Origin of the sequence: Roseibium aquae (assembly GCF_008711285.1) — a bacterium.
Lineage (GTDB): Bacteria > Pseudomonadota > Alphaproteobacteria > Rhizobiales > Stappiaceae > Roseibium > Roseibium aquae.
In genome coordinates this window covers 15084-41159 of sequence record NZ_VXDC01000007.1, presented here as the reverse complement: position 1 = coordinate 41159, position 26076 = coordinate 15084, and the positions used below count along the sequence as shown (strand labels likewise).

The following is a 26076-nucleotide window of genomic DNA, read 5'->3' as shown; positions in this document are numbered from 1 at the left end:
CATTCTTTCGTTTACAGCTCACTGGCGTATAAGGGCTCCATGATCGACGTTCTCATCATCGGGGCCGGCCCTGCTGGCCTGTATGCCGCGGATCAATTGTCTTCGCGCGGTTACTCCGTCCAGGTTGTCGAGCGAAAACGTTCGCCGGCGCGCAAATTCCTGCTGGCCGGCCGGGGCGGCCTCAACCTGACCCATAGCGAACCGCTGGGCGATTTCACGCATCGATACCGCGAAGCGTCGGGGTTCATGGCGCCTTTGCTCGAGCGTTTTCCCCCGGATGCGTTGCGGGCCTGGTGCCATGCTCTGGGACAGGACACGTTCATCGGCAGCAGCGGCCGGATTTTTCCCAAGGCGATGAAAGCAAGCCCTCTTGTTCGCGCCCTGTTGAACCGGCTTTCGGTCCAGAACGTCACGATGCGGTTCGGCGTCAGCTGGGAGGGCTTTGACGAGAACGGCCGGTCCCTCCTGCGCGAGACGGCCGATACAGTAACACCGGCAACCGTCGCCCCAACAACAGTCACTCCAACACAGGCACGCAGCGTTCTCCTGGCGCTTGGGGGCGCGAGTTGGCCGCATCTGGGAGCGGATGGCAGCTGGCAGCAAGCCTTGCGCCAGCACGGTGTTCAGGTTCAGCGCTTTGAGCCGGCCAATTGCGGCTTTCTCATTCCCTGGTCGGATCATCTGGTGAGCAAATGCGCGGGCGCTCCGTTGAAACGGGTTCGTTTGTCGGTTGGCCCGCATTCAAGCCTTGGAGAGGCCATGATCTCCGCCTCGGGCCTGGAAGGGGGCGTCGTCTATGCGCTGTCCGCCGAGATCCGGAATGCGATCAACCAGAGTGGTCATGCCGATCTGACACTCGATCTCAGGCCGGATCTGGACAGGGCCCGACTTTCATCGCGGCTCGGTGCGCAGCGGGAGAAGCAGTCCATATCGACGGTGTTGCGGAAAGCGGCCGGTCTATCGGGACCGGCACAATCCGTGCTTCGAGAAGCCGGGCCCTTGCCCAGGGAAGCGGAGGCGCTGGCCACGCTGATCAAATCGGTGCCACTCACCGCGACCGCTCCTTACGCGATTGACCGTGCCATTTCGTCCGCAGGCGGTATCGCCCTCGATGAAGTGGACAGGCACATGATGCTCACAAGGATGCCGGGCGTTTTTGTTGCCGGCGAAATGCTGGATTGGGAGGCGCCGACTGGCGGATATCTGCTCCAGGGGTGTTTTGCGACCGCCCATGCAGCATCGGCGGGCATCCAGGACTATCTGGCCGAAACAAACATCCGGGAGAATGCCGGATGACCATTCTATATGTCGACGCCGATGCCTGCCCGGTGAAGGAAGAGGCCGCCCGGGTCGCCGACCGCCACCGGGTGCGCGTGATCTTCGTCTCGAACAGCTGGATGCGTCTTCCGGACCTTCCTTGCGTGGAGCGGCGCATCGTCCCGGAAGGCCCTGATGCCGCGGATGACTGGATTGCCGATCATGCGGCTAAGGGAGACGTGGTTGTCACCGCGGATGTTCCGCTTGCTTCGCGCTGTGTCGACAAGGGCGCGCTTGTCATCACGCCCGGGGGCAAGCCCTTCCGGGAAAGCGCCATGGGCATGCGGCTGGCGATGCGGGACCTGTCCACGCATCTGAGGGAGATCGGCGCGATCAGCGAAAGCGGTCCAGCCTTTTCCAAAGCCGATCGGTCTCGGTTCTTGAACCAGATCGAGTCTCTCATGCGCCAGGCAAGCCGCCTGTCAGGCCTGAAATGAGACGAAGGACCGTATGTGCCCGACCGGTGTTGCCAGTGCCGATCCGGCATTTTCCTAGCGGTGGCGCGGCCCCGGAAGGGGTCGCCGTTCTTCTAAAATTACTATATATATCAAATTTTTGATTGGACTTTCCCCGGAAGAAGAGCCGACCTTTCGGAAATCTGCGTCTTGCGGACGGGTCCCATGTTCCCTACCTTGTCTCCTGTTGGCTACGGCCAATCGGGCCAAGCACTAGACCCGGCAAAGATTGACTTCGGTGGGGCGTCCAAACCCTGCTATGAAATACCAAGCTTTTCCGTTTCTACATGACTGCTCGCTGTCGCGCGTCATTGGATAACGATCAGGGCGCGCACCCAACATACGGAAAGGCTACTCTCCATGCGTGAGACAGGCACAATCAAGTTCTTCAATTACGACCGGGGCTTCGGGTTCATAACGCCGGAAAACGGCGGTAAGGACGTGTTCGTTCACATCACCGCTTTTGAACAGGCGGGACTGGCGGCACCGGAAGAAGGCGCCAAAGTGTCGTTCGTTGCCGAGGATGATCGCCGAGGCCGCGGCAAACAGGCGGCTCAACTCGAAGCCGCTTGAGCGGATCACCGAAACGTCAGATCGCAACGCCGGCCAAGCGCCGGCGTTTTTGCACCCAAGCGGCAAGACAACACGCCTCGAAAAGAACGTACCATAGGTGAGGATGCCGCCCTAAATGTCCGGCGTACCTCTTCGGCTTTTTGAAATCGGATCACGATCGTTCCTCAAGCCCTCAAGGGCTTTCATGCGTGCATGGCTGCGGTCGGGATTGTGCTGGGTCACCCCCGCGATCAGCACCTCCGACAGTGCCAGCAGCGCCGTTGCCGAATCCCAGGGGGATGGGACCGCGATGCGGGCGGGCAGAACGTGATCGGCGACCTTGACGATCGGCGACATCCAGGTGTCCGTCACAAGCACGATGGTCGCCCCTTGCGCGGCCGCTGATCTGGCAAACTCAATGAGTTCCGACTGATAGCGGCGAATATCGAAGATGATGACCACGTCCTTGCTTCCCATGCCAATCAACTGGTCCAACCAGTTGCCTTCCTGTCCGGCGACATGGTTCACATTTGGACGCACGATCCGCAAATGCGCCGCCATATAGCGGGCCAAAGCGTCCGTGAAGCGCCCGCCGATTAGGTGGATCACGCGCCGTTCATCAGCCAGCAGACGGACAAGGGAATCCAGTTCCCCTTTCGGCAAGCCCGCGAAGGTTTCCCGCACATTCTCGACAATCCGCTCCACGAGCGGGTCGCCGGCGGTCTGGTTCGGCAAGTGCGAGCTCCGGTCCAACGGCGACCTGAGCTGGGTTTCAAGTTCCTGGCGCAGGCGCGTCTGGAAGTCCGAAAAACCGGGAAACCCCAAGCGGGCCACAAACCTCAGGATCGTCGGCGAACTGACACCCGCTGCATCGGCAAACTGGGCCACGGTCCCAAGGCCGAGGATGGGATAGTTCGAGAGCAGCGCATGCGCGGCCTTGCGCTCCGTCACGGTGAAATCCTCCATCCGGTCGAGAACGGCCTCTTTCAGCAGACAGTCCATGTCGCAAACCTCCGCGCACCCTGAAATTTTCCCGTTGACTTCGCAACCGCGCTTGTATCAAATCATACAGAATAAAGAAAACTGCGCAATTCTGTAATAAAAAGTACAGACTTGCGGCCAGGGCGCAAGGCGCAAAAAAGGGGCAGACCGAAGATGACAGCCGGCGCTGTGACGCATGGCGGAGAACCCGCGGTCCTGATTGAGAACCCGGACGGACAGGGGCAGATTGTTTTGGTCTGTGACCATGCCAGCAATCGGATGCCACGGCCCTTTGAAACGGATCTTGGCGTCACCGAAGAAGACAAGACCGCTCACATCGCCTGGGATCCCGGAGCGCTCGGCGTCTCTCGCGCCCTATCCCGGCTTCTGGACGCTCCGCTGATCCACTCGACGGTCTCGCGGCTGATCATCGACTGCAACCGATCCGAACATGCCCCGGATCTGATCCCCATTCGCAGCGAGCGCACGCCAATCCCGGGCAATGAAGACTTGAGTGAACACCAGCGGTCCGAGCGATTGAACCTGTTTCACCGCCCCTTTCATGCCGCGATCGAAACCGTGCTGAAAGAACGGGCGGACAACAGGATCCCGACCGCCGTGGTGTCCGTACACAGCTACACCCCGGTGTATAATGGCATCGCCCGCCCTTGGGAAATCGGCCTGATCAGCGGTCCGGACCGACGGCTGATCGACCCGGTTTTGGCCCGGTTGCAAGCTGAAACGGCGCTGAACGTGGGCGACAACGAGCCCTACTCTCCAGCGGACGGGGTTTACTACACCCTGCACAGGCACGCGGAAACTGCCGGACGCCCCGCATTGATGATCGAAATCCGCAACGACGAAGTCCGCACGGCGCACGACGAGCAACGCTGGGCGGATCTGCTTGCGCCCATGCTCAGGACCGCGTCCCGGACCGTTCTGGCCGGCGTGGATGGAGTTCTTCATGCCTAAGGCGGCCCGCTACTTCGTTCACGGTGTGGACTGGTTCAACCGGACGCTTGGCCGGGTCATCATGTACGGCATATTCGTGATGGCCGCGATCTTGTTGTGGTCTTCCATTTCAAAGACCTTCTTCAACCCGTCGCTCTGGACCCTCGAAGTTGCACAGTTCGCGATGGTCACCTACTACATTCTCGGCGGTCCCTATGCCATGCAGATGGGGGCCAACGTGCGCATGGACCTGTTCTACGCCGACTGGTCCATCCGGAAGAAAGCGTGGTTCGACGCCTTCACCGTCCTTCTGCTGATATTTTTTCTGGGTGTCCTGCTCTATGGCGGCCTGACATCGACGGCTTATTCCCTCGGCTATTTCGGCATGGAGCCTTTCGCCTTCTATTGGGACCTGATCGTGGCCTTCGTCACCGGCGGCCCGGCAGCGGCAAGCGAAGTCATCGGCTTCATCGAACGCAGTCCGACGGCGTGGCGGCCTGTGTTGTGGCCGATCAAGGTCATCATGTGTTTCGGCTTTTTTCTGATGTTGCTGCAGAGCGTGTCTGAGCTGATCAAGGACATCGCAACCCTGCGCGGGGAGACCCTGTGATGTCCTATGAGATGATCGCGCTCTTCATGTTCTCCTCGATGATGCTGATGCTGCTGACCGGCCAACGGGTATTCGGCGCGATCGGCGGCGTGGCGGCCATCGCGGCACTTGCCCTGTGGGGCACGGGCGGATCGGATATTCCGTTCGCGTCGGCCATGAAACTGATGAAATGGTATCCGCTCCTGACGTTGCCGATGTTCATTTTCATGGGGTATGTCTTGTCGGAGTCGCGGATTGCCGACGATCTTTACAAGATGTTCCATGTGTGGATGGGACCGGTCAGCGGCGGACTTGCCATCGGCACAATACTTCTGATGGTGCTGGTCTCCGCCATGAACGGCTTGTCCGTTGCCGGCATGGCCATCGGCGCGACAATCGCCCTTCCCGAGCTTTTGCGCCGCGGCTATGACAAACGGATGGTGACGGGGGTGATCCAGGCCGGGTCGTCGCTCGGCATCCTGGTTCCGCCTTCGGTCGTCCTTGTGCTCTACGCGATGATCGCCCGGCAGCCTGTCGGCCAGCTCTGGCTCGCAGGCGTGCTGCCCGGCCTGATGATGGCGGGCATGTTCATTCTCTACATCGCGATCCGCTGCCGTCTCCAGCCAGAACTCGGTCCTCCCTTGAAACCCGAAGAGCGCAATGTCACGCGCGGCGAAAAGTACCGTCTGCTGCTGTCCGGTTTGCTGCCCCTGGTGATTTTCGCGGCGATGATGGTACCGTTCGTCAATGGCTGGACCAGCCTCGTCGAAAGCTCCGCGATCGGGGCCCTCACAGCCTTCCTCGCCGCCATCGTCAAGCGGCGGATGACCTGGAGCGTGTTTCAGACCTGCGTGCGCAATACGCTCGGCATCTCCTGCATGTTCATGTGGATCATTCTGGCCGCGCTTGGCTTCGGGGCGATTTTCGACGGGCTTGGCGCCGTCAAGGCGATCGACAACCTGTTCACGGGCCAGCTCGGGCTGAGCCCCTGGATGATCCTGATCCTCATGCAGTTGTCGTTTCTCATCATGGGGACCTTTCTCGACGATACGGCCATGCTGGTGATTGTCGCCCCGCTTTATGTGCCGCTGGTCGCCGCCCTGGGCTTCGATCTCGTCTGGTACGGGGTGCTTTACACCATCACGACCCAGATCGCCTACATGACGCCGCCCTTCGGCTACAATCTCTTCCTGATGCGTGCCATGGCCCCTCCCGGCATTACCATGCGGGATATCTATGGCTCGATCACTCCATTTGTGCTGGTCATGATTTGCGCGCTGGCGCTTGTGATGATCTTCCCACAAATCGCGCTCTGGCTGCCGGACTATGTTTACGGACGATAGGAGAGCGCGGACAAAACGACACGAGAATCCGGGCGAACCGGGACGGGAGACGGCGACGGCCAGAAGATCGAACCACGATCCAGCTTGCCGCCGGAAATGAAGACCCACCAATCCAGTAAAGGGGAACACCGACATGACGAATAGACGTGAGTTCATCAAGAAGGCTGGGATCGGCACCGTTGCGGCCGCCGGGGCATCAACTCTGGCCGCCCCCGCGGTGCTCGGCCAGGCGCCGATCAAGTGGCGGATGCAGACTTATGCTGGCCCCGCGCTCGCCGAACACGTGATCAAGCCGCATATCGACATGTTCAATCAGGCCGCGCAGGGCCAGATGGAAATCGAGCTTTTCTTCGCGGACCAGCTGGTCCCGACCGGTGAGCTTTTCCGTGCCATGCAGCGCGGGACCATCGATGCGGTGCAGTCCGACGACGATTCCATGGCGTCGCCCACCGAAGTCACCGTTTTCGGAGGATACTTTCCGTTCGCGTCCCGCTACTCGCTGGATGTGCCGGTTCTCTTCAACCAGTATGGCCTGAAGGAAATCTGGGAAGAGGAATACGCCAAGGTCGGCGTGAAGCACATTTCCGCCGGAGCCTGGGATCCCTGCCACTTCGCGACAAAGGATCCGATCCGCTCTCTGGAAGACCTCAAGGGCAAGCGTGTCTTCACGTTCCCGACCGCGGGGCGTTTCATGAGCCAGTTTGGCGTTGTTCCGGTCACCCTGCCCTGGGAAGATATCGAGGTTGCCATGCAGACCGGGGAACTCGACGGGATCGCCTGGTCCGGAATTACCGAGGACTACACCGTTGGCTGGGCGGACGTGACCAACTACTTCCTGACCAATAACATCTCCGGAGCCTGGGCCGGATCGTTCTTTGCGAACATGGACCGGTGGAACGAGCTGCCAGATCACCTCAAGGTGATGCTGCAGCTCGCGATGGATGCCTCGCATTACTATCGCCAGTGGTGGTATTGGGGCGGCGAAGCCGATCTGCGCGTCAATGGAACGAAACTCGAGCTCACGAGCATTCCGGACGAGGAATGGCAGCAAGTGGAAGACGCGGCGATGGTCTTCTGGGACGAGATCGCGGCGGAATCCCCGACCAAGGCAAAGGTCGTGGAGATCATCAAGAAGTACAACAGCAACATGCAGAAGGCCGGGCGCCCGTACCGCTACACCTGAGCCCCTGTCCAAACCGGCCGGCCCCTCCCCGGGGCCGGCCCCTTTTTCGCGACATTGACAACGATCTGAAACGGAACATCCAAAATGGCTGGTAGCTTGAGCTTCGACGGGCTGAAAGAGGCGGTCGCCCAGGGCGATATCGACACGGTTCTCGTCTGCATTGTCGACATGCAAGGCCGGCTGATGGGAAAACGCTTTCACGCACAGCACTTTGTCGACACGGCTTGGCACGAGACGCATTGCTGCAACTATCTGCTGGCGACCGATCTGGAGATGTACACGGTCGAGGGCTATGCCGCGACCAGCTGGACCAAGGGATACGGCGACTACGTGATGAAGCCGGACCTGACAACACTGCGCCCGGTCCCCTGGCTGGAGGGAACCGCCCTTGTGCTCTGCGATGTGCTGGATCACCACACCCATGAGGAAGTCCCGCACTCTCCGCGCGCCATGCTCAAGAAGCAGATCGCGCGGCTGAAAGAACTCGGATTTACCGCCAAGGCTGCGACCGAACTCGAATTCTTCCTGTTCGAGCAATCGTTCGACGAGATGCGCAACTCCGGCTTCCGGGACCTGCGGCCCATTTCCGGCTATAACGAAGACTACCACATCCTGCAGACCACGAAGGAAGAGGACGTTTTGCGCCCGGTGCGCAATCACCTCTATGCGGCAGGCATACCCGTCGAGAACACCAAGGGCGAAGCCGAAACAGGCCAGGAAGAGCTCAACATCAAATATTGCGAAGCGCTCAACTGCGCCGATTACCACACGATTTCCAAGCATGCGGTGAAAGAGATCGCATGGGCCAAGGGACGGTCCGTGTCTTTTCTCGCAAAATGGCGCAGAGACAAGGTTGGCTCCTCGTCCCACATCCATCAATCGATCTGGAACGAGAAGGGCGAGAACGCCTTTTGCAATGATGCCGGTGAATACGGCATGTCGGACGTGATGCGCCATTACCTGGCCGGCTTGATCAAGTATGCGCCCGACTACACCTATTTCCTCGCCCCCTATATCAACAGCTACAAGCGCTTCCAAAAAGGCACCTTCGCCCCGACAAAGACGGTCTGGTCGATCGACAACCGCACCGCCGGGTTCCGGATGTGCGGCGAAGGCACGAAGGCGCTGCGGATCGAATGCCGGATCGGCGGCTCGGATCTGAACCCCTATCTGGCATTGGCCGCGCAGCTCGCCGCCGGTATGAAAGGGCTGGAGGAAAAGCTGCCGCTCGATCCACCTGCCAGCGGTGACGTCTACGAAGCGCGCAAGGCAAAGGAAATCCCGCACACCTTGCGGGATGCCCGGGAAACCCTGCGCAAGTCAAAGATGCTCCGCGCGGCGTTTGGAGACAATGTCATTGACCATTATTCGCGCGCGGCCGAATGGGAAATCGAGGAGTTCGACCGCGCCGTCACAGACTATGAAGTGGCCCGCGGGTTCGAACGCGCCTGATCGAACCGGCCAGATCCAGACAGCGTGCGGCGCTTCCTCGAAACGAGGCAGGGCCATTGTAAACACCGAGCTCCCGCACATGGATGGTGCGGACAAAATGAGGAAGACCATGTCAGACGTGATCAAGCTGATCTCTCCGGTCGACGGCTCCGTCTATGCCGAGCGCCCGGCGTTGGACGAGAGCGCCTTGAACCGGGTGGTGACGGCCGCCCGCTCTGCGCAGGCCGATTGGGCCGCGGCGCCGCTTGCCGAGCGCGTTGCCTGTTGCCTGAAGGCGCTGGACGCGCTCAAGGCCATGAACGACGAAGTCGTTCCTGAACTTGCATGGCAAATGGGGCGGCCGGTCCGCTATGGCGGCGAGCTGGGCGGCACTGTAGAGCGCACGGAGTATTGCGCGAACACCGCGGCCGAAGCGCTGGCCGATATCGAGCGCACGGACAAGCCAGGCTTCAAACGCTATCTGAAACGCGTCCCGCTCGGCATCGTGATGGTGATCGCCCCGTGGAACTACCCCTTCATGACCGCGATCAACACCATCATGCCGGCCCTGATGGCCGGCAATGTGGTGATCTTGAAACACGCCGCGCAAACCCTCCTGGTCGGCGAAAGGCTCGCAAGGGCTTTCGAGATCGCGGGACTGCCGAAAGGGGTCTTTCAGAACATCGTCCTCACGCACGCGGGTACGGAAAAGCTGCTCGGCTCCGGCGTGATCGACCATGTCAACTTCACCGGTTCCGTCGGTGGCGGGCGCGCGATTGAAAAGGCGCTGTCCGGCACCTTTGCGACCCTCGGCCTTGAACTGGGCGGCAAGGACCCGGCCTATGTTCGGGCAGATGCCGATCTCAACTATGCGGTCGAGAACCTGGTGGACGGCGCGTTTTACAATTCCGGCCAATGCTGCTGCGGGATCGAACGGATCTACGTACACGAGAGCCGGTACGACAAGTTCGTCGAGGGTTTCGTCGATTTGACCAGTCAGTACAAACTGGGCAATCCCCTGGACGAGGCGACGACGCTTGGCCCGATGGCTCAGACGCGGTTCGCGTCCTGGGTTCGCGAGCAGACCCAGGAAGCCCTGCGCAAGGGGGCCAAGGCGCATATCGACACAACCAGCTTCGCAATGGACAAGGATGGCACGCCCTATCTGGCGCCCCAGGTTCTGACCGAGGTCAATCACCAGATGTCGGTTATGCGCGAGGAAAGCTTCGGTCCGGTGGTCGGTATCATGAAAGTGAAGGACGATGCCGAGGCGCTTCAGTTCATGAATGACAGCCCCTACGGCTTGACGGCCTCCATCTGGACCGAGGATGTCGATGCCGCCGCAGAGATCGGCGACAAGATCGAAACGGGCACCGTCTTCATGAACCGGTGCGATTATCTCGACCCGGCGCTTGTTTGGACCGGCGTGAAGGACACCGGAAAGGGCGCGGCGCTGTCCGAGATCGGCTTCCACAATCTGACCCGGCCGAAATCGTTCCACTTCCGTGTCGACCACTGACTTGGAAGGTGGGGCACGCATGACCCAGAGCAACGCCTGAAAGGCCCCCACCCCTAGCCCCTCCCCTCTGGGGGGAGGGGGAAAAGCGTGCTCCAAGGTCGTCCCGCCTCCCCTTGCAGTGAGGGACCGAGGGCGGGGCGGCGGGGTCCCGGGTCTTCAAGTTCATTACATCACTCTGCTACGTTTCCCACTCAGCTCAAAGAGACCGTCATGAGTACACTTCCTTCCGTCAACTGGTCCTACCCGACATCCGTGCGTTTCGGCGTTGGCCGCATCATCGAACTGCCCGAGGCGGTCAAGGCAGCTGGGATGACCAATCCGCTGCTCGTGACCGATCCGGGCCTGGCCAGCTTGCCCATGGTCGCCGGGGCCATCGAGAGCCTGCAGGCCGCCGGTTTGCAAGCCGCCGTTTTCTTCGACGTGAAGCCGAACCCGGTCGACAGCAACATCACAGCCGGCGTCAACGCCTTCAAGGCGGGCGGTCATGACGGTGTGATCGCCTTTGGCGGTGGCTCGGGTCTCGACGCCGGAAAGCTGATCGCCTTCATGTCCGGCCAGACGCGGCCGATCTGGGACTTCGAAGATATCGGAGACTGGTGGACCCGCGCCGATCCGAAGGGCATTGCCCCGATCGTTGCGGTTCCGACCACCGCCGGCACCGGCTCGGAGGTTGGCCGCGCCGGCGTGGTCACCAACGAGAAGACCCATACGAAAAAGGTGATCTTCCACCCGAAGATGCTGCCGGCGACCGTGATCTGCGATCCGGCCCTGACGGCGGGCATGCCGCGCGTCATCACCATCGGCACCGGCATGGACGCCCTTGCCCACTGCCTGGAGGCCTATTCGGCCCCCATGTATCACCCGATGTCGGAAGGCATCGCTCTGGAAGGCATCCGGCTGGTTCTGGAAAACTTGCCACGGGTCGCCGATAACCCCAACGACCTGACCGCGCGCGGCCATATGATGAGCGCGGCCGCCATGGGCGCTGTGGGCTTCCAGAAAGGATTGGGCGCCATCCACTCGCTGTCTCATCCGGTCGGTGCGTTGTACGACACCCATCACGGCATGACCAACGCAGTTTTCATGCCCTATGTCCTGCAGTTCAACAAACCGGCCATCGAGCAGAAATTCGAACGGCTGGCGGGGTTCCTCGGGATTTCCGGCGGCTATCAGGGTGTGCTTGACGCGATCTTGAAACTGCGCGCCGATCTTGAGGTACCCCACACGCTGGCGGGCCTGAATGTCGGTGATGAAAAGCGCGACCTGATCGCGGACATGGCAATCGTCGATCCGACCGCCGGCGGAAACCCGATCGAATTGACACGGGACGGCGCGCTGGAGATCTTCGACAAGGCGCTGGCCGGAACGATCTGATTGGATCAGCAGCCCTCAAACGAAGAACGGCGCGGGTGCCCCGCGCCGGGACCCTTTTCCGTCGCCCCGGACGCAGCGTGAGCTGCAATCCGGGACCGGGAAGCCCCGTCCATCGCTCATTATTGCCGTGGCTTCGGGCGCACCGATCCCGGCTCGCACGTTGTTTGGCCGGGATGACTCTCATCAAGGTGCAGGTTCGGGAGCGGGTTAGACAGCGCGGAAACCCCGCGCCGTTCTTATTGCGTGATCCGTGTTACAAACAATCAAACAACTGCCGTTCCCCCACCTGCCCGATCAGGGTTCCGTTCCGCTCGACAAGCACCGGATGAGGGGAGTTTTTCTTGATCGAAATTACCTCGCGGAGCGGGGTGTCCGGCGCGCAGCGGGGCGCCTGCGTCAAACCTCCGGGCTGCACAGGCACCATGATGTCCCTGGCCCGCAGCACGTTGAGCGGGTTCATGTGACCGACAAAGTCCGCCACATAGTCATTGGCGGGCGCCTTGACGATCTCTTGCGGCGTTCCGAGCTGGATCACCCGCCCGCCTTCCATGATTGCGATCCGCGAGCCGATCTTGGCGGCTTCATCCAGGTCGTGGCTGACGAAAATGATCGTCCGGTTCAGCTCTTTCTGCAGATCGAGAAGCTCGTCCTGCAGCCGATCCCGGATCAACGGGTCCAGCGCCGAGAACGGCTCGTCCATCAGCAGGATAGGCGCATCGGTGGCGAATGCCCGCGCAAGGCCGACCCGCTGCTGCATGCCGCCCGAAAGCTCATGGACGTATTTCTCGCCCCAACCGTCGAGACCGACGAGCTTGAGCTGCTGGGCGACCTTGGCAGCCCGGTCCTTTGCCGCCATGCCCGACAGCTCCAGGCCAAACCCGACATTGTCCGCAACCGTCCGCCAGGGCAGAAGCCCAAATTGTTGAAAAACCATGGCAATTCGGTGCCGGCGGAGGTTGCGAAGCTCTTCCGGGCTGCATTTCGCCGGATTGAGCGCATGATCGCCGTCATACACTTCGACATCGCCCCGAATGACAGGGTTCAGCCCGTTGACGGCGCGCAGCAGCGTAGACTTGCCGGAGCCCGACAAGCCCATCAACACGATGACTTCACCTTCGACGATGTCGAAATTGGCCCCGGCGACACCCAGAATCTGACCGGTCTCGGCCTGTATCTCCTGGCGGGTCTTACCGGCGTCGATCAGCGGCAAGGCCGTTTGGGGCTTTTCGCCGAAAACGATATCAACATTCTTGAAAGAAACCACGGATCTGCTCATTTGGGACCCCTTGCCGCAGGTTCGTGACGGAAAAAGCGGTCGAGCACGATGGCGATCAGCACGATGGCGACCCCGACTTCAAAACCTTGCGCGATGTTGACGGTGTTCAGCGCCCGCAAAGTGGGCACACCCAAGCCATCTGCGCCCACAAGAGCCGCAATCACGACCATGGAAAGCGATAGCATGATGGTTTGGGTTAGACCCGCCATGATCTGGGGCAGCGCGTAGGGCAGCTCGATCTTCCACAGCAGTTGGGACTTGGTGGCACCAAACGCCTGCCCGGCCTCGAGCAACGGCTTTGGTGTCGACGACACGCCCAGTTGTGTCAGTCGGATCGGGGCCGGAATTGCGAAAATCACGGTCGCGATCAAGCCCGGGACCATCCCGAGACCGAACAGGATCAGAGCCGGAATCAGATAAACGAAGGTCGGGATCGTTTGCATGAGGTCGAGGATCGGGCGAATGACCGAGAACAGGCGGGGCCGATGCGCCGCTGCGACACCCACAGGCACGCCGATGGCCATGCACACGATCGAAGCGGCCATTACCAGGGCCAGCGTCTCGGTCGTCTCCTCCCAATAGCCCTGATTGATGATCAGAAGAAGCGCGAAAGCCACGAAGACCGCGAATGAAATCCGCCGGTGGATGGCATAAGCCAAGCCAACAGCCGCGACAACGATCACGAGGGGGTGTGGTCCCTGCAATAGCCACAGGATGCCGGCAATCATCTGTTCCAGTGCGATCGATATCCCATCGAATACCCAGTAGGCATTGTTCGTCAGCCAATCGACGAAACTTTTTGCCCAAGGCCCGATCGGCAATTTGTGTTCGGTCAGCCAGTCCACTTCAACCCCCGTTCTTGTGGCTTCTTGCAAAAAGGCCGGTGAGAAGATCACCGGCCTTTCGGGTTTCAGGATTACAGGCCAAGTCCGGCCTTCACAGCGGCGACCGCGTCCCCGCCGTCAACGGTTGTGACACCGTCGAGCCAGGCTTCGAAGGCCGCCGGATTTGCCTTCAGCCAGGCAGCGGCCGCATCATCTGGCTGCTTGCCGTCATTCAGGATCGCACCCATGATCTCGTTCTCCATCGCAAGGGAAAACTCGAGATTTTCAAGCAGTTTGCCGACATTCGGGCATTCGGCGACATAGCCAGCGCGCACGTTGGTATAGACGGTCGCGCCGCCATAGTTCGGACCGAAAACGTCATCGCCGCCATCGAGATAGGCCATATCGTGGTTGGCGTTCATCGGATGCGGTTCCCAGCCGAGGAAGACGATATCCTCCTGGCGGCGCTCCGAGCGTGCCACCTGCGCCAGCATACCCTGTTCGGAGGATTCGACGATCTCGAAACTGCCGAGGCCGAACTGGTCCGCCTCGATCATGCCGATGATCAGGCGATTGCCGTCATTTCCCGGCTCGATACCGTAAATCTTGCCATCCAGATCAGCCGCGAACTTGGCAATGTCGGCGAAGCTCTTCAGGCCCTTCTCGTAAGTGTACCGGGGAACGGCGAGGGTGTATTTCGCCCCTTCCAGATTGGCCCGCACTGTCTCAACGGATCCATCTTCGCGGTAAGGCGCAATGTCGCCCTCCATTGTCGGCATCCAGTTGCCAAGGAAAATATCGATGTCCTTGTTCTTCAGCGAGGCATAGGTGACCGGCACCGACAGGATCTTGGTTTCTGTCTCATAGCCGAGCGCCCGCAGAACTGTTGACGTTGCGGCGGTTGTCGCGGTGATGTCGGTCCAGCCCACATCGGAGAAGCGGACGGTCTTGCAGCTCTCCGGCTCGGCGGCATAAGCAGCGCCCGAAAGAAACGCGCCCATGGCGATCGTTCCGAACAGCGTTTTGACGGTTTTCATAGATGGTCCCTCCTTCTGGGTGACGAAAGTCAGAGTGTTGAACGGTTGGCAGCGTCAAAACAACAGCGGCAACGGGAGATTATATCTCCCGAACGTGTTGGGATGACCGGCTGACCCTCTGTTTTTTCTTCAAGGAAGCACCTCTTGTTCAAATTTGCAAGTTTTCATTGATTGGTTGATCAATTAAAAATACAAGGACAGCAATCTGAAAGGCACGACATGCCGAAGATCGGAATGGAACAAGAGCGGCGGCGCACGCTGATCACTGCAACGATCGACGCGATCCACGAGCGCGGTTACTGCGACATAACCATGGCGCAGATAGCAAAGCGCGCCGGGGTATCCGGCGGGCTGGTGCATCACTACTTCGGCTCCAAGGACCAGTTGCTGGCCGCCACCATGCGGTACTTGCTGAAGGATCTGGGCGAAGGCATCCGGGACCGGCTGGCGCGGGCCAGGACGCCGCGCGAACGGATTTCCGCGATCATTGAAGGCAATTTCGCCGTTGGCCAGTTCCGGCCATCGGTGATCGCAGCATGGCTCGCCTTCTACGTCCAGTCCCGGACCACGCAAAGCAATGCCAGGCTTTTGCAGATCTATTCGGCCCGCCTTGCGTCCAATCTCACCTTCAATCTGCGCTTCTTTCTCCCGCCTTCGGAGGCTTCGCGGGTGGCCGAAGGCACGGCCTCCATGATTGACGGCGTTTGGATCCGCCAAGCCCTCAGGCACACACCGGTCGACCGCCAGTCAGCCATCGCGCTTGTGGAGGACTATGTCGAGGCGCAGCTCCACCGTCACAAGGCCCGCCCTTCCCTTCCCGACGCCCCTGATCGGAAAGTGTCATCATGAATCAACAGTTCGATTTCATCATCATCGGCGCCGGCTCGGCCGGATGTGCCATGGCTTACCGGCTTTCGGAGGATCCGAAAAACCGCGTTCTCGTCCTGGAGTTCGGGGGCACGGACGCCGGCCCCTTCATCCAGATGCCCGCCGCCCTGTCCTATCCGATGAACATGAGAACCTATGATTGGGGCTATGAAAGCGAACCAGAACCGCATCTGGGCGGCCGCCGCCTTGCCACACCGCGCGGAAAGGTCATCGGCGGTTCCTCCTCCATCAACGGCATGGTCTATGTCCGCGGTCATGCCTGCGATTTCGACAACTGGGAGGAAATGGGCGCGAGCGGCTGGGGATACAGGCATGTGCTGCCCTATTTCATGCGCCAGGAAACGAGCCATGGCGGGCAGGATGGATGGCGCGGCCTCAACGGCCCCTTGCATGTGAGGCGCGGCACCAAATGGAACCCGCTTTTCGCGGCCTTCAAGGAAGCGGGCGAACAGGCGGGATACGGCGTGACCCAGGACTACAACGGGCAGCGCCAGGAAGGCTTCGCCGACATGGAGATGACGGTCCACAACGGCCGCCGCTGGTCGGCCGCGAACGCCTATCTGAAACCGGCCCTGAAGCGCCCCAACGTGGAACTGATCAAGGGCGCGCTGGCCCGCAGGATCCTGATCGAGAACAAGCGCGCAACCGGAGTGGAATACGAGCTTGGCGGCGAAATCATTGAGGCCAAAGCGGCCCGCGAGGTCATCCTCGCCGCCTCCTCCATTAACTCGCCGAAGATCCTGATGCAGTCCGGCATCGGGCCGGCCGATCATCTGGCCGAGCACGGCATTGACGTCGTCGCCGACCGGCCGGGCGTCGGCCGGAACCTTCAGGATCATCTGGAGCTCTACATCCAGCAGGCCTGCTCCCAGCCAATCACCCTCTACAAGCACTGGAACCCGATCTCCAAGGCCCTGATCGGCGCGCAGTGGCTGTTCTTCAAAACCGGCCTTGGCGCTTCGAACCAGTTCGAAAGCTGTGCGTTCATCCGCTCGAAGGCAGGCGTCAAATACCCCGATATCCAGTACCACTTCCTGCCCTTTGCCGTGCGCTATGATGGCAAGGCCGCCGTGGAAGGCCATGGCTTTCAGGCCCATGTCGGACCGATGCGCTCCAAATCCCGCGGCCGCATTCATCTGACGTCCTCAGATCCGCGCTCCAAACCGTCCATCCTGTTCAACTACATGTCTGAAGAGGAAGACTGGGCGGACTTCCGCACGGCGATCCGCCTGACCCGGGAAATCTTCGGCCAGGACGCTTTCGCGCCTTATCGGGGCAAGGAAATCCAGCCCGGCGAAGCGCTGCAATCCGACGATCAACTGAACGGGTTCATCAAGGAGCACGTGGAAAGCGCCTACCACCCTTGCGGAAGCTGCAAGATGGGCGCAGCCGACGATCCGATGGCCGTTGTCGATCCGACCTGCAGAGTGATCGGTGTCGATGGCTTGCGGGTGGCGGACAGTTCGATCTTCCCCCTCATCACCAACGGCAATCTGAACGCCCCTTCGATCATGGTCGGGGAAAAGGCATCTGATCACATTCTTGGCCGCGATCCCTTGCCGGCCTCAAATCAAGAACCCTGGATCCATCCGAATTGGGAAACCGCACAGCGCTGATTTCCAACGATCCGCACCACGAACACGAGGTTTTTCCATGCGCGCACAACCCCAAGCCTCCCACTATGTCGGTGGTCAATACGTTGAAAGCACGAACGGCGCCGACCTGGTGTCCCTTTATCCGGCCACCTGCGAGGTGATTGCCCATCTGAAAGCAGCCGATGATCAAGTCCTGGCCTCGGCGATTGCCACGGCGAAGGCAGGCCAGAAAATCTGGGCGGCGACATCCCTGGCCGAACGCGGTCGCGTGCTTCGCAAGGCGGCCGAAATCCTTCGCAGGGACAATCGGGACCTGTCGGTCCTCGAGACGCTGGATACCGGCAAGCCCTTGCAGGAAACGCTTGTTGCCGATGCAGCCTCCGGTGCCGATTGCCTGGAGTATTTCGGGAATCTCGCTCCGACGCTCACAGGCGAATACATCGATCTCGGCGGGTCCTTTGCCTATACCAAGCGTGAGCCGCTCGGGGTTTGCGTGGGGATTGGAGCCTGGAACTATCCGATCCAGATCGCCTGCTGGAAAGCCGCGCCTGCGCTTGCCTGTGGCAATGCCATGGTGTTCAAGCCGTCCGAAGTGACGCCGTTGACAGCCCTGAAGCTTGCCGAAGCCCTGAGCGAGGCGGGGCTTCCGGACGGGGTGTTCAATGTCATCCAGGGGTTTGGCGATCTGGGCGCGAAACTCGTCTCCCACCCGGACATTGCCAAGGTCTCCCTCACAGGTTCCGTGCAGACCGGGCAAAAGGTCGCCGCTCTGGCTGGCGAAAGCCTGACCAAAACCACGCTCGAACTGGGCGGGAAGTCCCCGCTTATCATCTTCGAAGACGCCGATATAGAGAACGCTGTGTCCGCGGCCATCAACGCGAACTTTTATTCCACCGGCCAGATCTGCTCCAACGGCACGCGGGTCTTCGTCCACAAGGACATTCGGGACGCGTTCCTTGCGCGCCTTGCCAAACGGACACAAGCTGCGGTTTTGGGCGATCCTCTGGACGAGGCGACGCATATCGGTCCGCTGGTTTCCAAGCCGCAGTTCGACAAGGTGCTGTCCTACATGGAGCTCGGTCAGAACGAGGGGGCCCGTCTGGTTTGCGGCGGTGGCGAAGCCAGGGTTGCCGGTCTGGAGGGGGGATATTTCGTGGAACCCACGGTGTTTGCCGAGGTGCGCGACGAAATGCGGATTGCCCGGGAGGAAATCTTCGGTCCGGTGATGTGCGTCCTCGACTTCACCGGCGAGGAGGACGTGATCGCACGGGCGAATGACACGGAATTCGGGCTGGCTGCGGGCGTGTTCACCAAAGACATCCAGCGCGGCCACCGGGTGATCGACCAACTGGAAGCCGGCACCTGCTGGCTCAACACGTACAATCTCACACCAGTCGAAATGCCGTTTGGCGGCCACAAGAAGTCGGGCATCGGCCGGGAAAACGGCCACGCGGCAATTGACCACTACAGCCAGATCAAAAGCGTCTATGTGGAGATGAACGGCGTCGAAGCCGCCTTTTGAGACTGGCGGGATCTGGACCTCCGCCAAATAGACCATGGCGGCGATTGAGGCGCGCGACACGGCGCCCCTTCGCTTTTTGGCGGTACCTGAGTATAAGCCCGAGGCATGACAGATATTGATGTTCTCGTCCTGGGCGCCGGAGCCGCCGGGTTCATGTGCGCGATCGAGGCGGCCAAGCGCGGCCGGCGGGTGCTTGTGCTCGATCACTCTGACAAACCCGCCGAAAAAATCCGCATTTCCGGCGGCGGGCGCTGCAACTTCACCAATCTTCACTGCAGCCCGGCAAATTTCCTGTCCCAAAATCCGCGCTTCGCCATCTCGGCCCTGAAACGCTACACTCAGCACGATTTCCTGGGTCTGGTCGAGAAACACCGCATCCCCTGGCACGAAAAAACGCTCGGCCAGCTTTTTTGCGACAACAGCGCGAAGGACATCATCCGTCTGCTTCTGCAAGAGCTCGAGGCCGCGGGCGCCAAGCTGCAGCTTGGCACCACGATCTCCGACGTTAGCAGACCAGATGACCGGTTTTCGATCGCAACCTCAAAAGGCGCCTACCGGGCCCGGTCGCTGGTGGTGGCAACCGGCGGATTGTCGATCCCGAAGCTGGGCGCCACCTCTTTTGGCTACGACATTGCGCGAAAATTCGGACTATCGATGGTCCCGCCGCGCGCCGCGCTCGTGCCCCTCACCTTTTCCGACGCCAATCGCGATCTGTGCAAGAAGCTGGCGGGCGTGTCGGTGGATGCGATCGTTTCTTTTTCAAAGACCGCCTTCCAGGAGGGCCTCCTTTTCACCCATCGCGGACTGTCGGGTCCATCGATCCTCCAGATTTCGTCATACTGGCAGGAAGGCAAACCCGTCACGGTGAATCTGGCGCCGGGTCTTGATGTTTTCGGCACGCTTGCCGAAGGACGTCGGAACGCCCCCAAACAGGACCTGCGGACAGCGATGGGCCAAATCCTGCCCAAACGGCTGGCCGAGGAAATGGCCGTGGAAAACCGCTTTTCCGGACGGCTCGCGGATCAGTCCGACACGGTTCTGCGGCGGGTCGGCGACCGGATCAATCGCTGGCAGCTCACGCCGGTCGGCACGGAAGGATACCGGACAGCGGAAGTCACACTGGGCGGTGTCGACACGAATGAATTGTCCTCCAGAACCATGGAAACCAAATCCGTTCCGGGCCTCTTCTTCATCGGCGAAGTGGTGGACGTCACCGGCCATCTCGGTGGTTTCAATTTTCAATGGGCGTGGTCCTCAGGCCACGCTGCGGGTCAGGTGGCATGAGGCTGGTGCGCGCGGCACTTTTCGTGTTGCGACGCAGCATAAACAGATGACCGCCTCTCAGAAGCCGTTATACTATCCGGTCAAAAGGAGACTTCATGCGCCGGATCACCATTCACGATGTCGCTGAAAAGGCGGGCGTGAGCCTTGCGACCGTCGACAGGGTCCTGAATGGACGGCCGGGTGTGCGCCCGGCGACCATCGAAAAGGTCCAGGAAGCCGTTGCAAGCCTGAATTATGCACCGGACATCTTCGCCGCCCGGCTTGCCAAGGGCGGCAGTTACAGATTCCATTTTCTCCTTCCGAACGGCCCGAATGCCTTTATGGAAGACCTGGTCCGCGAAGCAAAATTGTTTGCCCGGGCCCTCGAGCGCGAACGGATTTCGCTTCATGTCGAACCGATCGACGCGTTTGACGGGCACCGGGTGGCCGGAACGCTCGCCCTTCTCGACAAAACCGTGTGTGACGGGGCCGCCGTGGTTGCGCCGTCCTTTCCGGAAGTTCGCGCGGCCATCGACCGTCTGCAGGATCGCGGCGTCCCGGTGGTGACCCTCGTTTCGGATCACCCCGCCTCCAAGCGGCGCCATTTCGTCGGCGTGGACAACAAGGCCGCAGGGCGCACCGCCGGGCGGATTCTAGGCCGTTTTCTGCCCAAGGAACCTGCCCAGATCGGCGTCATCGCGGGGTCCCTGGGTTTGCGCGACCATGCGGACCGGTATTCCGGCTTCACCGAGCTGCTGGACACCCAGTTTCCTCATTTGGAAATCCTGAAGGTCCGCGAGGGGCGCGATGACAACAACAGAACCCATGATCTCGTCAGCCGATTGCTCGCCGAAACGCCGTCCCTCGCCGGCCTCTACAATATCGGCGCCGGCAACCGCGGGGCGATTGCGGCCATCGAAACCGCCGGCCGGTCAAGTGATCTGGTTTTTGTCGGGCATGAACTGACCCCGTACACCCGAGAGGCGCTGACTAGCGGTACCATGGATGCCCTGATCGCCCAGGATCCCGGCCATGAGGTTCGCAGCGCGGTTCGTGTTCTGAAGGCGCTGGTGGACAGGACCCCGATCGTACGCGGACAGGAACTGATCGGGATCGATATTTTTTTCAAGGACAACCTGCCCCCATCGGATGATGATCACGCGCCATGACCGATTCGATTGTTATATCTGCGCAAATCGCTAGCGTTTTCCTGAAAGTCGAAAGTGACATTCAGATATAGTCATTGACCTTTGCTGGCTGCCACCGCATATCTAAACTTATGCGACTGACCCAACAGACCAATTACGCGGTTCGCGCTCTCATGTATTGCGCGGTCAACCCGGACAAACCAAGCAAGGTAGCGGATATCGCCGCCAGCTTCGACATGTCCGAAACGCACCTCTTTAAAATCATGAAGGTTTTGGTCGATGCAAATCTGATCCGAACCATACGAGGCCGGAATGGCGGCGTCATGCTCGCCCGACCACCCGAACAAATCTCCGTTGGCGAAGTCGTGCGCGCGGCCGAGGAGAGTTTCCTGTTGGCGGAGTGTTTTGATTCTGGCCGGAAGGATTGCCCGCTGATCCTGTCGTGCGGTTTCAACGGTCTGCTTCATGAAGCCCTCGAGGCGTTCATGGAAGTGCTCGAATCGAAATCGATTGCGGACTTGTCCGAGGACCGCTTCGGTATTCGGGAGGCATTGCGGATCGACGTGCCCCTGCCGGTCACCGCCCAAGCCTGAAAACAATCTGCTTTCACCGACAAAGAAGCCCGCTTTCCGGCGGGCTTTTTTGTCGGTTTTGTCAATCGCCCGAGCGGAATGGAAAACTGCCTGGCTGGCTGACCGCTGAGGGAGAGGAGAGGGCGGTTGGCTTGCCGGGCGTTTCGCACTTGGCCAGAGCGTGCCGTGAACGGATCACCGAAGGACGCGATTTCCGGGTAACCGTCGTTAGGCATTGCCTTCCTACGAAATCTTGAGTATCTGTGTCAAGTAATCCTGAGTAAAAAACTCAAGATTAGAACAGTTCAATTTCCCAGCTTGAAACGGTGTGCCACATGATGCGCTCGAAAATCCGTCAAGATCGTCTTTCCCTGTCCACAGGCGCGCCTCCGAAAGCCGTCGGTGCCGCTTCGCCCGTCCGGCAAGAGCCCCAAAAGGTATTTTCCGGTTCGCTCTTCCAGGGCGGCCGGGAACTGCATATCCATCACAATGAAGAGGTTTACCGTCTCACGATCACCAAATTGGGAAAACTGATCCTGACAAAGTAGTCCGGGTCACGGTGTCCGGGACCTCCCGCACTCCGCTGGCGCATAGATCTGGATAGGTTTCTCAACGCCCCGAAGCTTGTGAGCCCCGATCAACATCACATCCGCCCGGGTTTCGGATTCAAGCGCGGAATAGACCGGCTCGGTCAGCAGCAAGGCCCTCTGCAGTTCTTTGCAAAGGGCCTCCACCCGGCTGGTTTCATTGACAGCCCGGCCAATGACGGTGAAGTCGAGACGGGTTTGCGCGCCGACATTCCCGAAGAACACCTCGCCCTCATGCAGGGCGATTCCGGCCCTCAAGGGTCGCCAGCCGTCAATCCGCGCGATCGCATCGGGCGGTTCCCGGTTCAGCGTTTCTAGAACCTTGAGGGCTTCGCGGGCCGCCTCAAAGGCGCAGGTCGCCGCCGCGGACCGGCCCAGCACATCGTGCGGGAACACCGCAAGAATGCCGTCGCCGATGAACTTCAAGACGTCACCGCCCCTCGACAAAACAGCATTCGCGACTGTCTCAAAGTAGGTGTTCAGAACGGCGCTCACTTCCGGTCCAGACAGGCGATCGGTCAGGCCCGTGAAATCCCGAAGGTCCGACAGAAACACCACCGCCTTGATGGCCTCACCATCCCCACGGCGGATTTCCCCGCGCAACACGCGCGCCCCGGCACTCGGGCCCAGATAGGTTTCGACCACATTCTGGGCGATCCGCTGGAAGATGTGCCGTTCCACATGCAGAGCGAAAACATCGAGGAGCGGCCCGGCCTTCGCCTTGATCTCCGCCGAGAACCCGCCCGGCTCCTTGGTCGCGAAGGTGATTGCGTTCTGCCGATCACCGGCCGCGGAAAGCGGCATGGCGACATATTCCGTGTACCCGTTCTGCGCCAGTTCCTCCATCAGCGGCGAGGAGGCCGCGCCTTCCTCCGTGGTCAGTTGGACCTCGATCACCTCGCCCTCCGCGATCACGCGGAACAGGGGATTTCGGGTGTAGGCCGCGCTGCCGCGCGCTTCCATGGTCGCGGCCAGTTCGTCGCACAAACCATCATCCGTGTTCCAGGACCAGGAGAAACCGATCATACGCGGATGCAGCGTTCCAACATGCAAAGTGGACCTGTCGACCGGTATACCGGCCGCCCGGCATCGCCACATGTATTCCTCGAACAGCAAAAGCACATCCGCGATTCCGGTCGCCTCTCGCACCAGCCATTGCTTCACGTCTTCGAGGGATTGGTTTTCAGGCACGCAGGACGCCCCGCGGTTCGACCGCCTGGTCAAGATCACGAATGACGGATAGCTGCGCGGGGCCGGATCTAGGGCAAGTGGCGTCATGAGGTCTTCCCGTTGCGGCCTGACCGGCATCGCATGTTCCGGGCCGGTTACCAGCGAAGTATAGCGGCAACACTTCCGATGGCGACCCGGCGACACGAAAAAGGCGGCGGCCCGCAGGAGCCGCCGCCGTCAGGATCGCACAAATCCAGTTTGCGCCTTTACTTCATCTGCGTGACGACTTCAAATCCGTCGTTGCCAACCTTGAAGAAGGCAAAAGTTCCCGGGACATCGCCGTTTTCATCAAAGTTGTGGTCACCGGCAGCGCCCTTGTAGTCGATTGCGGTGCCGGCGGCGATCAATTCCTTCGCCTTGGCCCACTCACCTGGCAGGATCGGCTCACCTTCACCGTTGGAGATCTCGCGCAGAGCCGCCGAAACGCCTTCCTTGTCCCCACCAGCCTTTTCAAGGGCCAGCGCCAGCATGAAAGCAGCGTCATAGGCCGTCGTCACGAAGATCGCGTCCGGGTCCCCGCCTGCCTCGGTGAAGGCCGCGTTGAAGGTCTCCAGAGAGTTCGAGGCTTCGCCGACCGGTGCGGATGCAAAGAAGGTGGACAGGTTTTCCGCACCCAACTCGTTGATTGGCGCATTGGACTTCATGCCATCGCCACCGATGAAGGTTTCGAAGAAGCCGTTTTCCAAAGCCTGGCGGAGCATGGTCAGGCCAGTGCCATCGCCGTAGTCGAAGAGCACAAGGGTGTTGGCCCCACCGGACGCCAGATCGGCCAGGTTCGAGCGGTAAGACGCCTTGCCTTCTTCATGCGCGGCGAATCCGGCGATCTCACCGCCTTGGGCCTCGAACTCGGCCCGGAACGCCTGAGCAAGGCCGGTGCCGTAGTCATTGTTGATGTAGGCGACGGCAACTTTGCCGTATCCCTGCTCGATCAGGGTACGGGCAAGCGCACGGCCCTGATAGTCGTCGGATGGAACGGTCCGGAAAACCAGGTCATTGTCTTCAATGTTGGTGATTTCCGGAGATGTCCCGGACGGGGTCACCATGACAATGCCGGCCGGTACCGTGACCGATGCCGACGCTGCCAGCACGGCGCCGGAACAATGCGGCCCGACCATGCCCACGACACCCTCGATGTTCACGGCTTTGGTTGCCGCATCAGTCCCGCCTTGCGGGTTGCACTGACTGTCGCCGACGACGCCAACGAGCTGTTCGCCGTCCATCATCCCGCCCTGGGCATTGACTTGCGATATTGCGAGTTCGGCGGCACTGATCATGGCAGGCGCCATGGCCGCGATCGGACCGGAAACGCCGCCGATCAGACCGATTTTGACGTCGGCCTTGGCCGGGACGCTGGCCAGCGCGGTTGCTGCCAAAAGACCTGCGGTAAGTGCCAAGATCTTGGACTTCATCAAACTAACCTCCACTTTATGGCCCGGGTACTCCGGGTTGGTTTCAGCACTAGACCCGTGCCGATGACTTTGGTTCCCGACGGGATGCGCCCTGGTCGCCACGCAGTGGCTCAGGCAACAACCCCTCCGGCCGGAACCGCAACACAAGCTGCAGCAAAAGGCCGATCAGAAACAGGCGGATGTACTTCGCCTTGACCGCATATTCATGCGGAAGCTGATCGGTTGCAATCTCGGACACAGACCAAATGATCCAGACAACCGCCGCACCAAGGATCGCCCCGCGGTTGTTTCCCGCGCCGCCCAGGATCAGCATGATCCAGACGAGAAATGTGGCGACCATGGGGTCGATGGCTTCCGGTGTGATGGAACGGTTGAAATGGGCGAACAGCGCGCCGCCAAGGCCCATCAGCGCTGCTCCGAAGATAAACGCCTGCAGACGCCGGTACTCCACATCCTTGCCCATGGCGCGTGCGGCCAGCTCATTGTCCCGGATCGCCCGCATCATCCGGCCCCAGGGCGAGTTGAACTGCCGCTCGACCAGAAGATAGGCGACGAACAGGATCGCGATCATCAGGAGCAGGAAGGCTGCCTGCGATTCGACATAAGGGAGATCCCCGAACGGCCGCGGGAGCCCGGTGATGCCCCTCGCACTGTTGGTCAGGGCTTCCTCGGACTTGATCACCAGCCGGATAATCTCCGCCACTCCGATCGTGGCAATCGCCAGATAGTCGGAGCGGAACCGCAGACAGATCTTTCCAATTGGCCACGCGATCAAGCCAGCGGCGACCATCGCGCCGGCCCAGCCGACAAGAAACGGCAGCTCGAAGCCGCCAATGCGCCCATCGGCGGCCGCGCTTGTGATGATTGCCGAGGTATAGGCGCCAACCGCGAAGAAGCCTGCGATCCCAGCATTGAACAGGCCGGCGAAGCCCCATTGGATATTCAGTCCCAAGGCCAGCAAGGCATAGATCGCGATGAAGATGCCCATGAAAAGGGCGTAGTTGACAAGGCCGATGAATTCCATGTCTTT

24 protein-coding genes are annotated in these 26076 nt (G+C 60.6%); 17 read left to right on the top strand and 7 right to left on the bottom strand.

From position 1 onward, the window contains the following. Window positions 1–39: 39 nt before the first annotated feature. From F0184_RS12195 to F0184_RS12185, 3 genes are all read left to right on the top strand, one after another. Window positions 40–1296 (top strand): BaiN/RdsA family NAD(P)/FAD-dependent oxidoreductase, encoded by a 1257-nt coding sequence (locus tag F0184_RS12195; protein WP_150496477.1) that lies wholly within the window; start codon window positions 40–42, stop codon window positions 1294–1296. Then, window positions 1293–1754: a YaiI/YqxD family protein gene (locus F0184_RS12190; protein WP_150496476.1), complete on the top strand. Its 462-nt coding sequence runs from the start codon at window positions 1293–1295 to the stop codon at window positions 1752–1754. Before F0184_RS12195 ends, F0184_RS12190 begins: the two co-directional genes overlap by 4 nt. Window positions 1755–2132: 378 nt before the next feature. Continuing rightward, a complete protein-coding gene (locus tag F0184_RS12185) occupies window positions 2133–2345 on the top strand; it encodes a cold-shock protein (protein WP_150496475.1) in 213 nt (70 codons plus the stop codon). 111 nt (window positions 2346–2456) lie between these two features. On the opposite strand, the gene F0184_RS12180 is transcribed toward F0184_RS12185, so the two are convergent. Then, the gene (locus F0184_RS12180; RefSeq protein WP_150496474.1) at window positions 2457–3326 is read right to left on the bottom strand and encodes a MurR/RpiR family transcriptional regulator; all 870 of its coding nucleotides are present in this window, start codon (window positions 3324–3326) and stop codon (window positions 2457–2459) included. A gap of 153 nt (window positions 3327–3479) precedes the next feature. Between F0184_RS12180 and F0184_RS12175 the strand changes: the two genes are divergently transcribed. From F0184_RS12175 to F0184_RS12145, 7 genes are all read left to right on the top strand, one after another. Continuing rightward, complete coding sequence (locus F0184_RS12175) at window positions 3480–4277, top strand: N-formylglutamate amidohydrolase (RefSeq protein ID WP_150496473.1); 798 nt, start codon at window positions 3480–3482, stop codon at window positions 4275–4277. Continuing rightward, window positions 4270–4866: a TRAP transporter small permease subunit gene (locus F0184_RS12170; protein ID WP_150496472.1), complete on the top strand. Its 597-nt coding sequence runs from the start codon at window positions 4270–4272 to the stop codon at window positions 4864–4866. The genes F0184_RS12175 and F0184_RS12170 overlap by 8 nt, the downstream gene beginning before the upstream one ends. After that, a complete protein-coding gene (locus F0184_RS12165; protein WP_150496471.1) occupies window positions 4866–6188 on the top strand; it encodes a TRAP transporter large permease in 1323 nt (440 codons plus the stop codon). Before F0184_RS12170 ends, F0184_RS12165 begins: the two co-directional genes overlap by 1 nt. A gap of 133 nt (window positions 6189–6321) precedes the next feature. Further along, on the top strand, window positions 6322–7371 hold the full coding sequence (locus tag F0184_RS12160; protein ID WP_150496470.1) for a TRAP transporter substrate-binding protein: 1050 nt from the start codon (window positions 6322–6324) through the stop codon (window positions 7369–7371). Window positions 7372–7455: 84 nt separating this feature from the next. Then, the gene (locus F0184_RS12155; protein WP_150496469.1) at window positions 7456–8823 is read left to right on the top strand and encodes a glutamine synthetase family protein; all 1368 of its coding nucleotides are present in this window, start codon (window positions 7456–7458) and stop codon (window positions 8821–8823) included. 109 nt (window positions 8824–8932) lie between these two features. Next, window positions 8933–10321, top strand: coding sequence for an aldehyde dehydrogenase family protein (locus F0184_RS12150; RefSeq protein WP_150496468.1), 1389 nt, complete (start codon window positions 8933–8935; stop codon window positions 10319–10321). A 210-nt stretch (window positions 10322–10531) separates the two neighbouring features. After that, complete coding sequence (locus F0184_RS12145) at window positions 10532–11695, top strand: iron-containing alcohol dehydrogenase (protein ID WP_150496467.1); 1164 nt, start codon at window positions 10532–10534, stop codon at window positions 11693–11695. Between the two features lie 253 nt (window positions 11696–11948). Here the strand turns inward: F0184_RS12145 and choV are convergent, their stop codons facing one another. The 3 genes from choV to F0184_RS12130 form a co-directional block, all read right to left on the bottom strand. Continuing rightward, complete coding sequence (choV, locus tag F0184_RS12140; RefSeq protein ID WP_150496466.1) at window positions 11949–12971, bottom strand: choline ABC transporter ATP-binding protein; 1023 nt, start codon at window positions 12969–12971, stop codon at window positions 11949–11951. After that, on the bottom strand, window positions 12968–13816 hold the full coding sequence (gene choW, locus F0184_RS12135; protein WP_150496465.1) for a choline ABC transporter permease subunit: 849 nt from the start codon (window positions 13814–13816) through the stop codon (window positions 12968–12970). Before choW ends, choV begins: the two co-directional genes overlap by 4 nt. A 71-nt stretch (window positions 13817–13887) precedes the next feature. Then, a complete protein-coding gene (locus F0184_RS12130; RefSeq protein WP_150496464.1) occupies window positions 13888–14832 on the bottom strand; it encodes a choline ABC transporter substrate-binding protein in 945 nt (314 codons plus the stop codon). Window positions 14833–15051: 219 nt separating this feature from the next. Between F0184_RS12130 and betI the strand changes: the two genes are divergently transcribed. From betI to hemP, 7 genes are all read left to right on the top strand, one after another. Next, window positions 15052–15681 (top strand): transcriptional regulator BetI, encoded by a 630-nt coding sequence (gene betI, locus F0184_RS12125; RefSeq protein ID WP_150496463.1) that lies wholly within the window; start codon window positions 15052–15054, stop codon window positions 15679–15681. After that, entirely contained in the window at window positions 15678–17336 is a 1659-nt protein-coding gene (betA, locus tag F0184_RS12120) for a choline dehydrogenase (RefSeq protein ID WP_150496462.1), read from the top strand. Before betI ends, betA begins: the two co-directional genes overlap by 4 nt. A 37-nt stretch (window positions 17337–17373) precedes the next feature. Then, window positions 17374–18837 carry a betaine-aldehyde dehydrogenase gene (betB, locus tag F0184_RS12115; RefSeq protein ID WP_150496461.1) on the top strand — a complete coding sequence of 488 codons (1464 nt, stop codon included), beginning with the start codon at window positions 17374–17376 and terminating at the stop codon, window positions 18835–18837. A 105-nt stretch (window positions 18838–18942) separates the two neighbouring features. Beyond that, on the top strand, window positions 18943–20121 hold the full coding sequence (locus F0184_RS12110; protein WP_150496460.1) for a BaiN/RdsA family NAD(P)/FAD-dependent oxidoreductase: 1179 nt from the start codon (window positions 18943–18945) through the stop codon (window positions 20119–20121). Between the two features lie 95 nt (window positions 20122–20216). Beyond that, a complete protein-coding gene (locus F0184_RS12105; protein ID WP_150496459.1) occupies window positions 20217–21269 on the top strand; it encodes a LacI family DNA-binding transcriptional regulator in 1053 nt (350 codons plus the stop codon). A 110-nt stretch (window positions 21270–21379) separates the two neighbouring features. Then, window positions 21380–21841 (top strand): Rrf2 family transcriptional regulator, encoded by a 462-nt coding sequence (locus F0184_RS12100; protein ID WP_150496458.1) that lies wholly within the window; start codon window positions 21380–21382, stop codon window positions 21839–21841. Window positions 21842–22155: 314 nt separating this feature from the next. After that, complete coding sequence (hemP, locus tag F0184_RS12095) at window positions 22156–22368, top strand: hemin uptake protein HemP (RefSeq protein WP_208998452.1); 213 nt, start codon at window positions 22156–22158, stop codon at window positions 22366–22368. A 6-nt stretch (window positions 22369–22374) separates the two neighbouring features. Here hemP and F0184_RS12090 read toward each other — a convergent pair whose 3' ends face one another. The 3 genes from F0184_RS12090 to F0184_RS12080 form a co-directional block, all read right to left on the bottom strand. After that, entirely contained in the window at window positions 22375–23685 is a 1311-nt protein-coding gene (locus F0184_RS12090; RefSeq protein WP_150496457.1) for an adenylate/guanylate cyclase domain-containing protein, read from the bottom strand. A 158-nt stretch (window positions 23686–23843) separates the two neighbouring features. Further along, on the bottom strand, window positions 23844–25046 hold the full coding sequence (locus F0184_RS12085) for an ABC transporter substrate-binding protein (protein WP_150496456.1): 1203 nt from the start codon (window positions 25044–25046) through the stop codon (window positions 23844–23846). Window positions 25047–25095: 49 nt separating this feature from the next. Then, window positions 25096–26070 (bottom strand): branched-chain amino acid ABC transporter permease, encoded by a 975-nt coding sequence (locus tag F0184_RS12080; RefSeq protein ID WP_150496455.1) that lies wholly within the window; start codon window positions 26068–26070, stop codon window positions 25096–25098. Window positions 26071–26076: the final 6 nt, after the last annotated feature.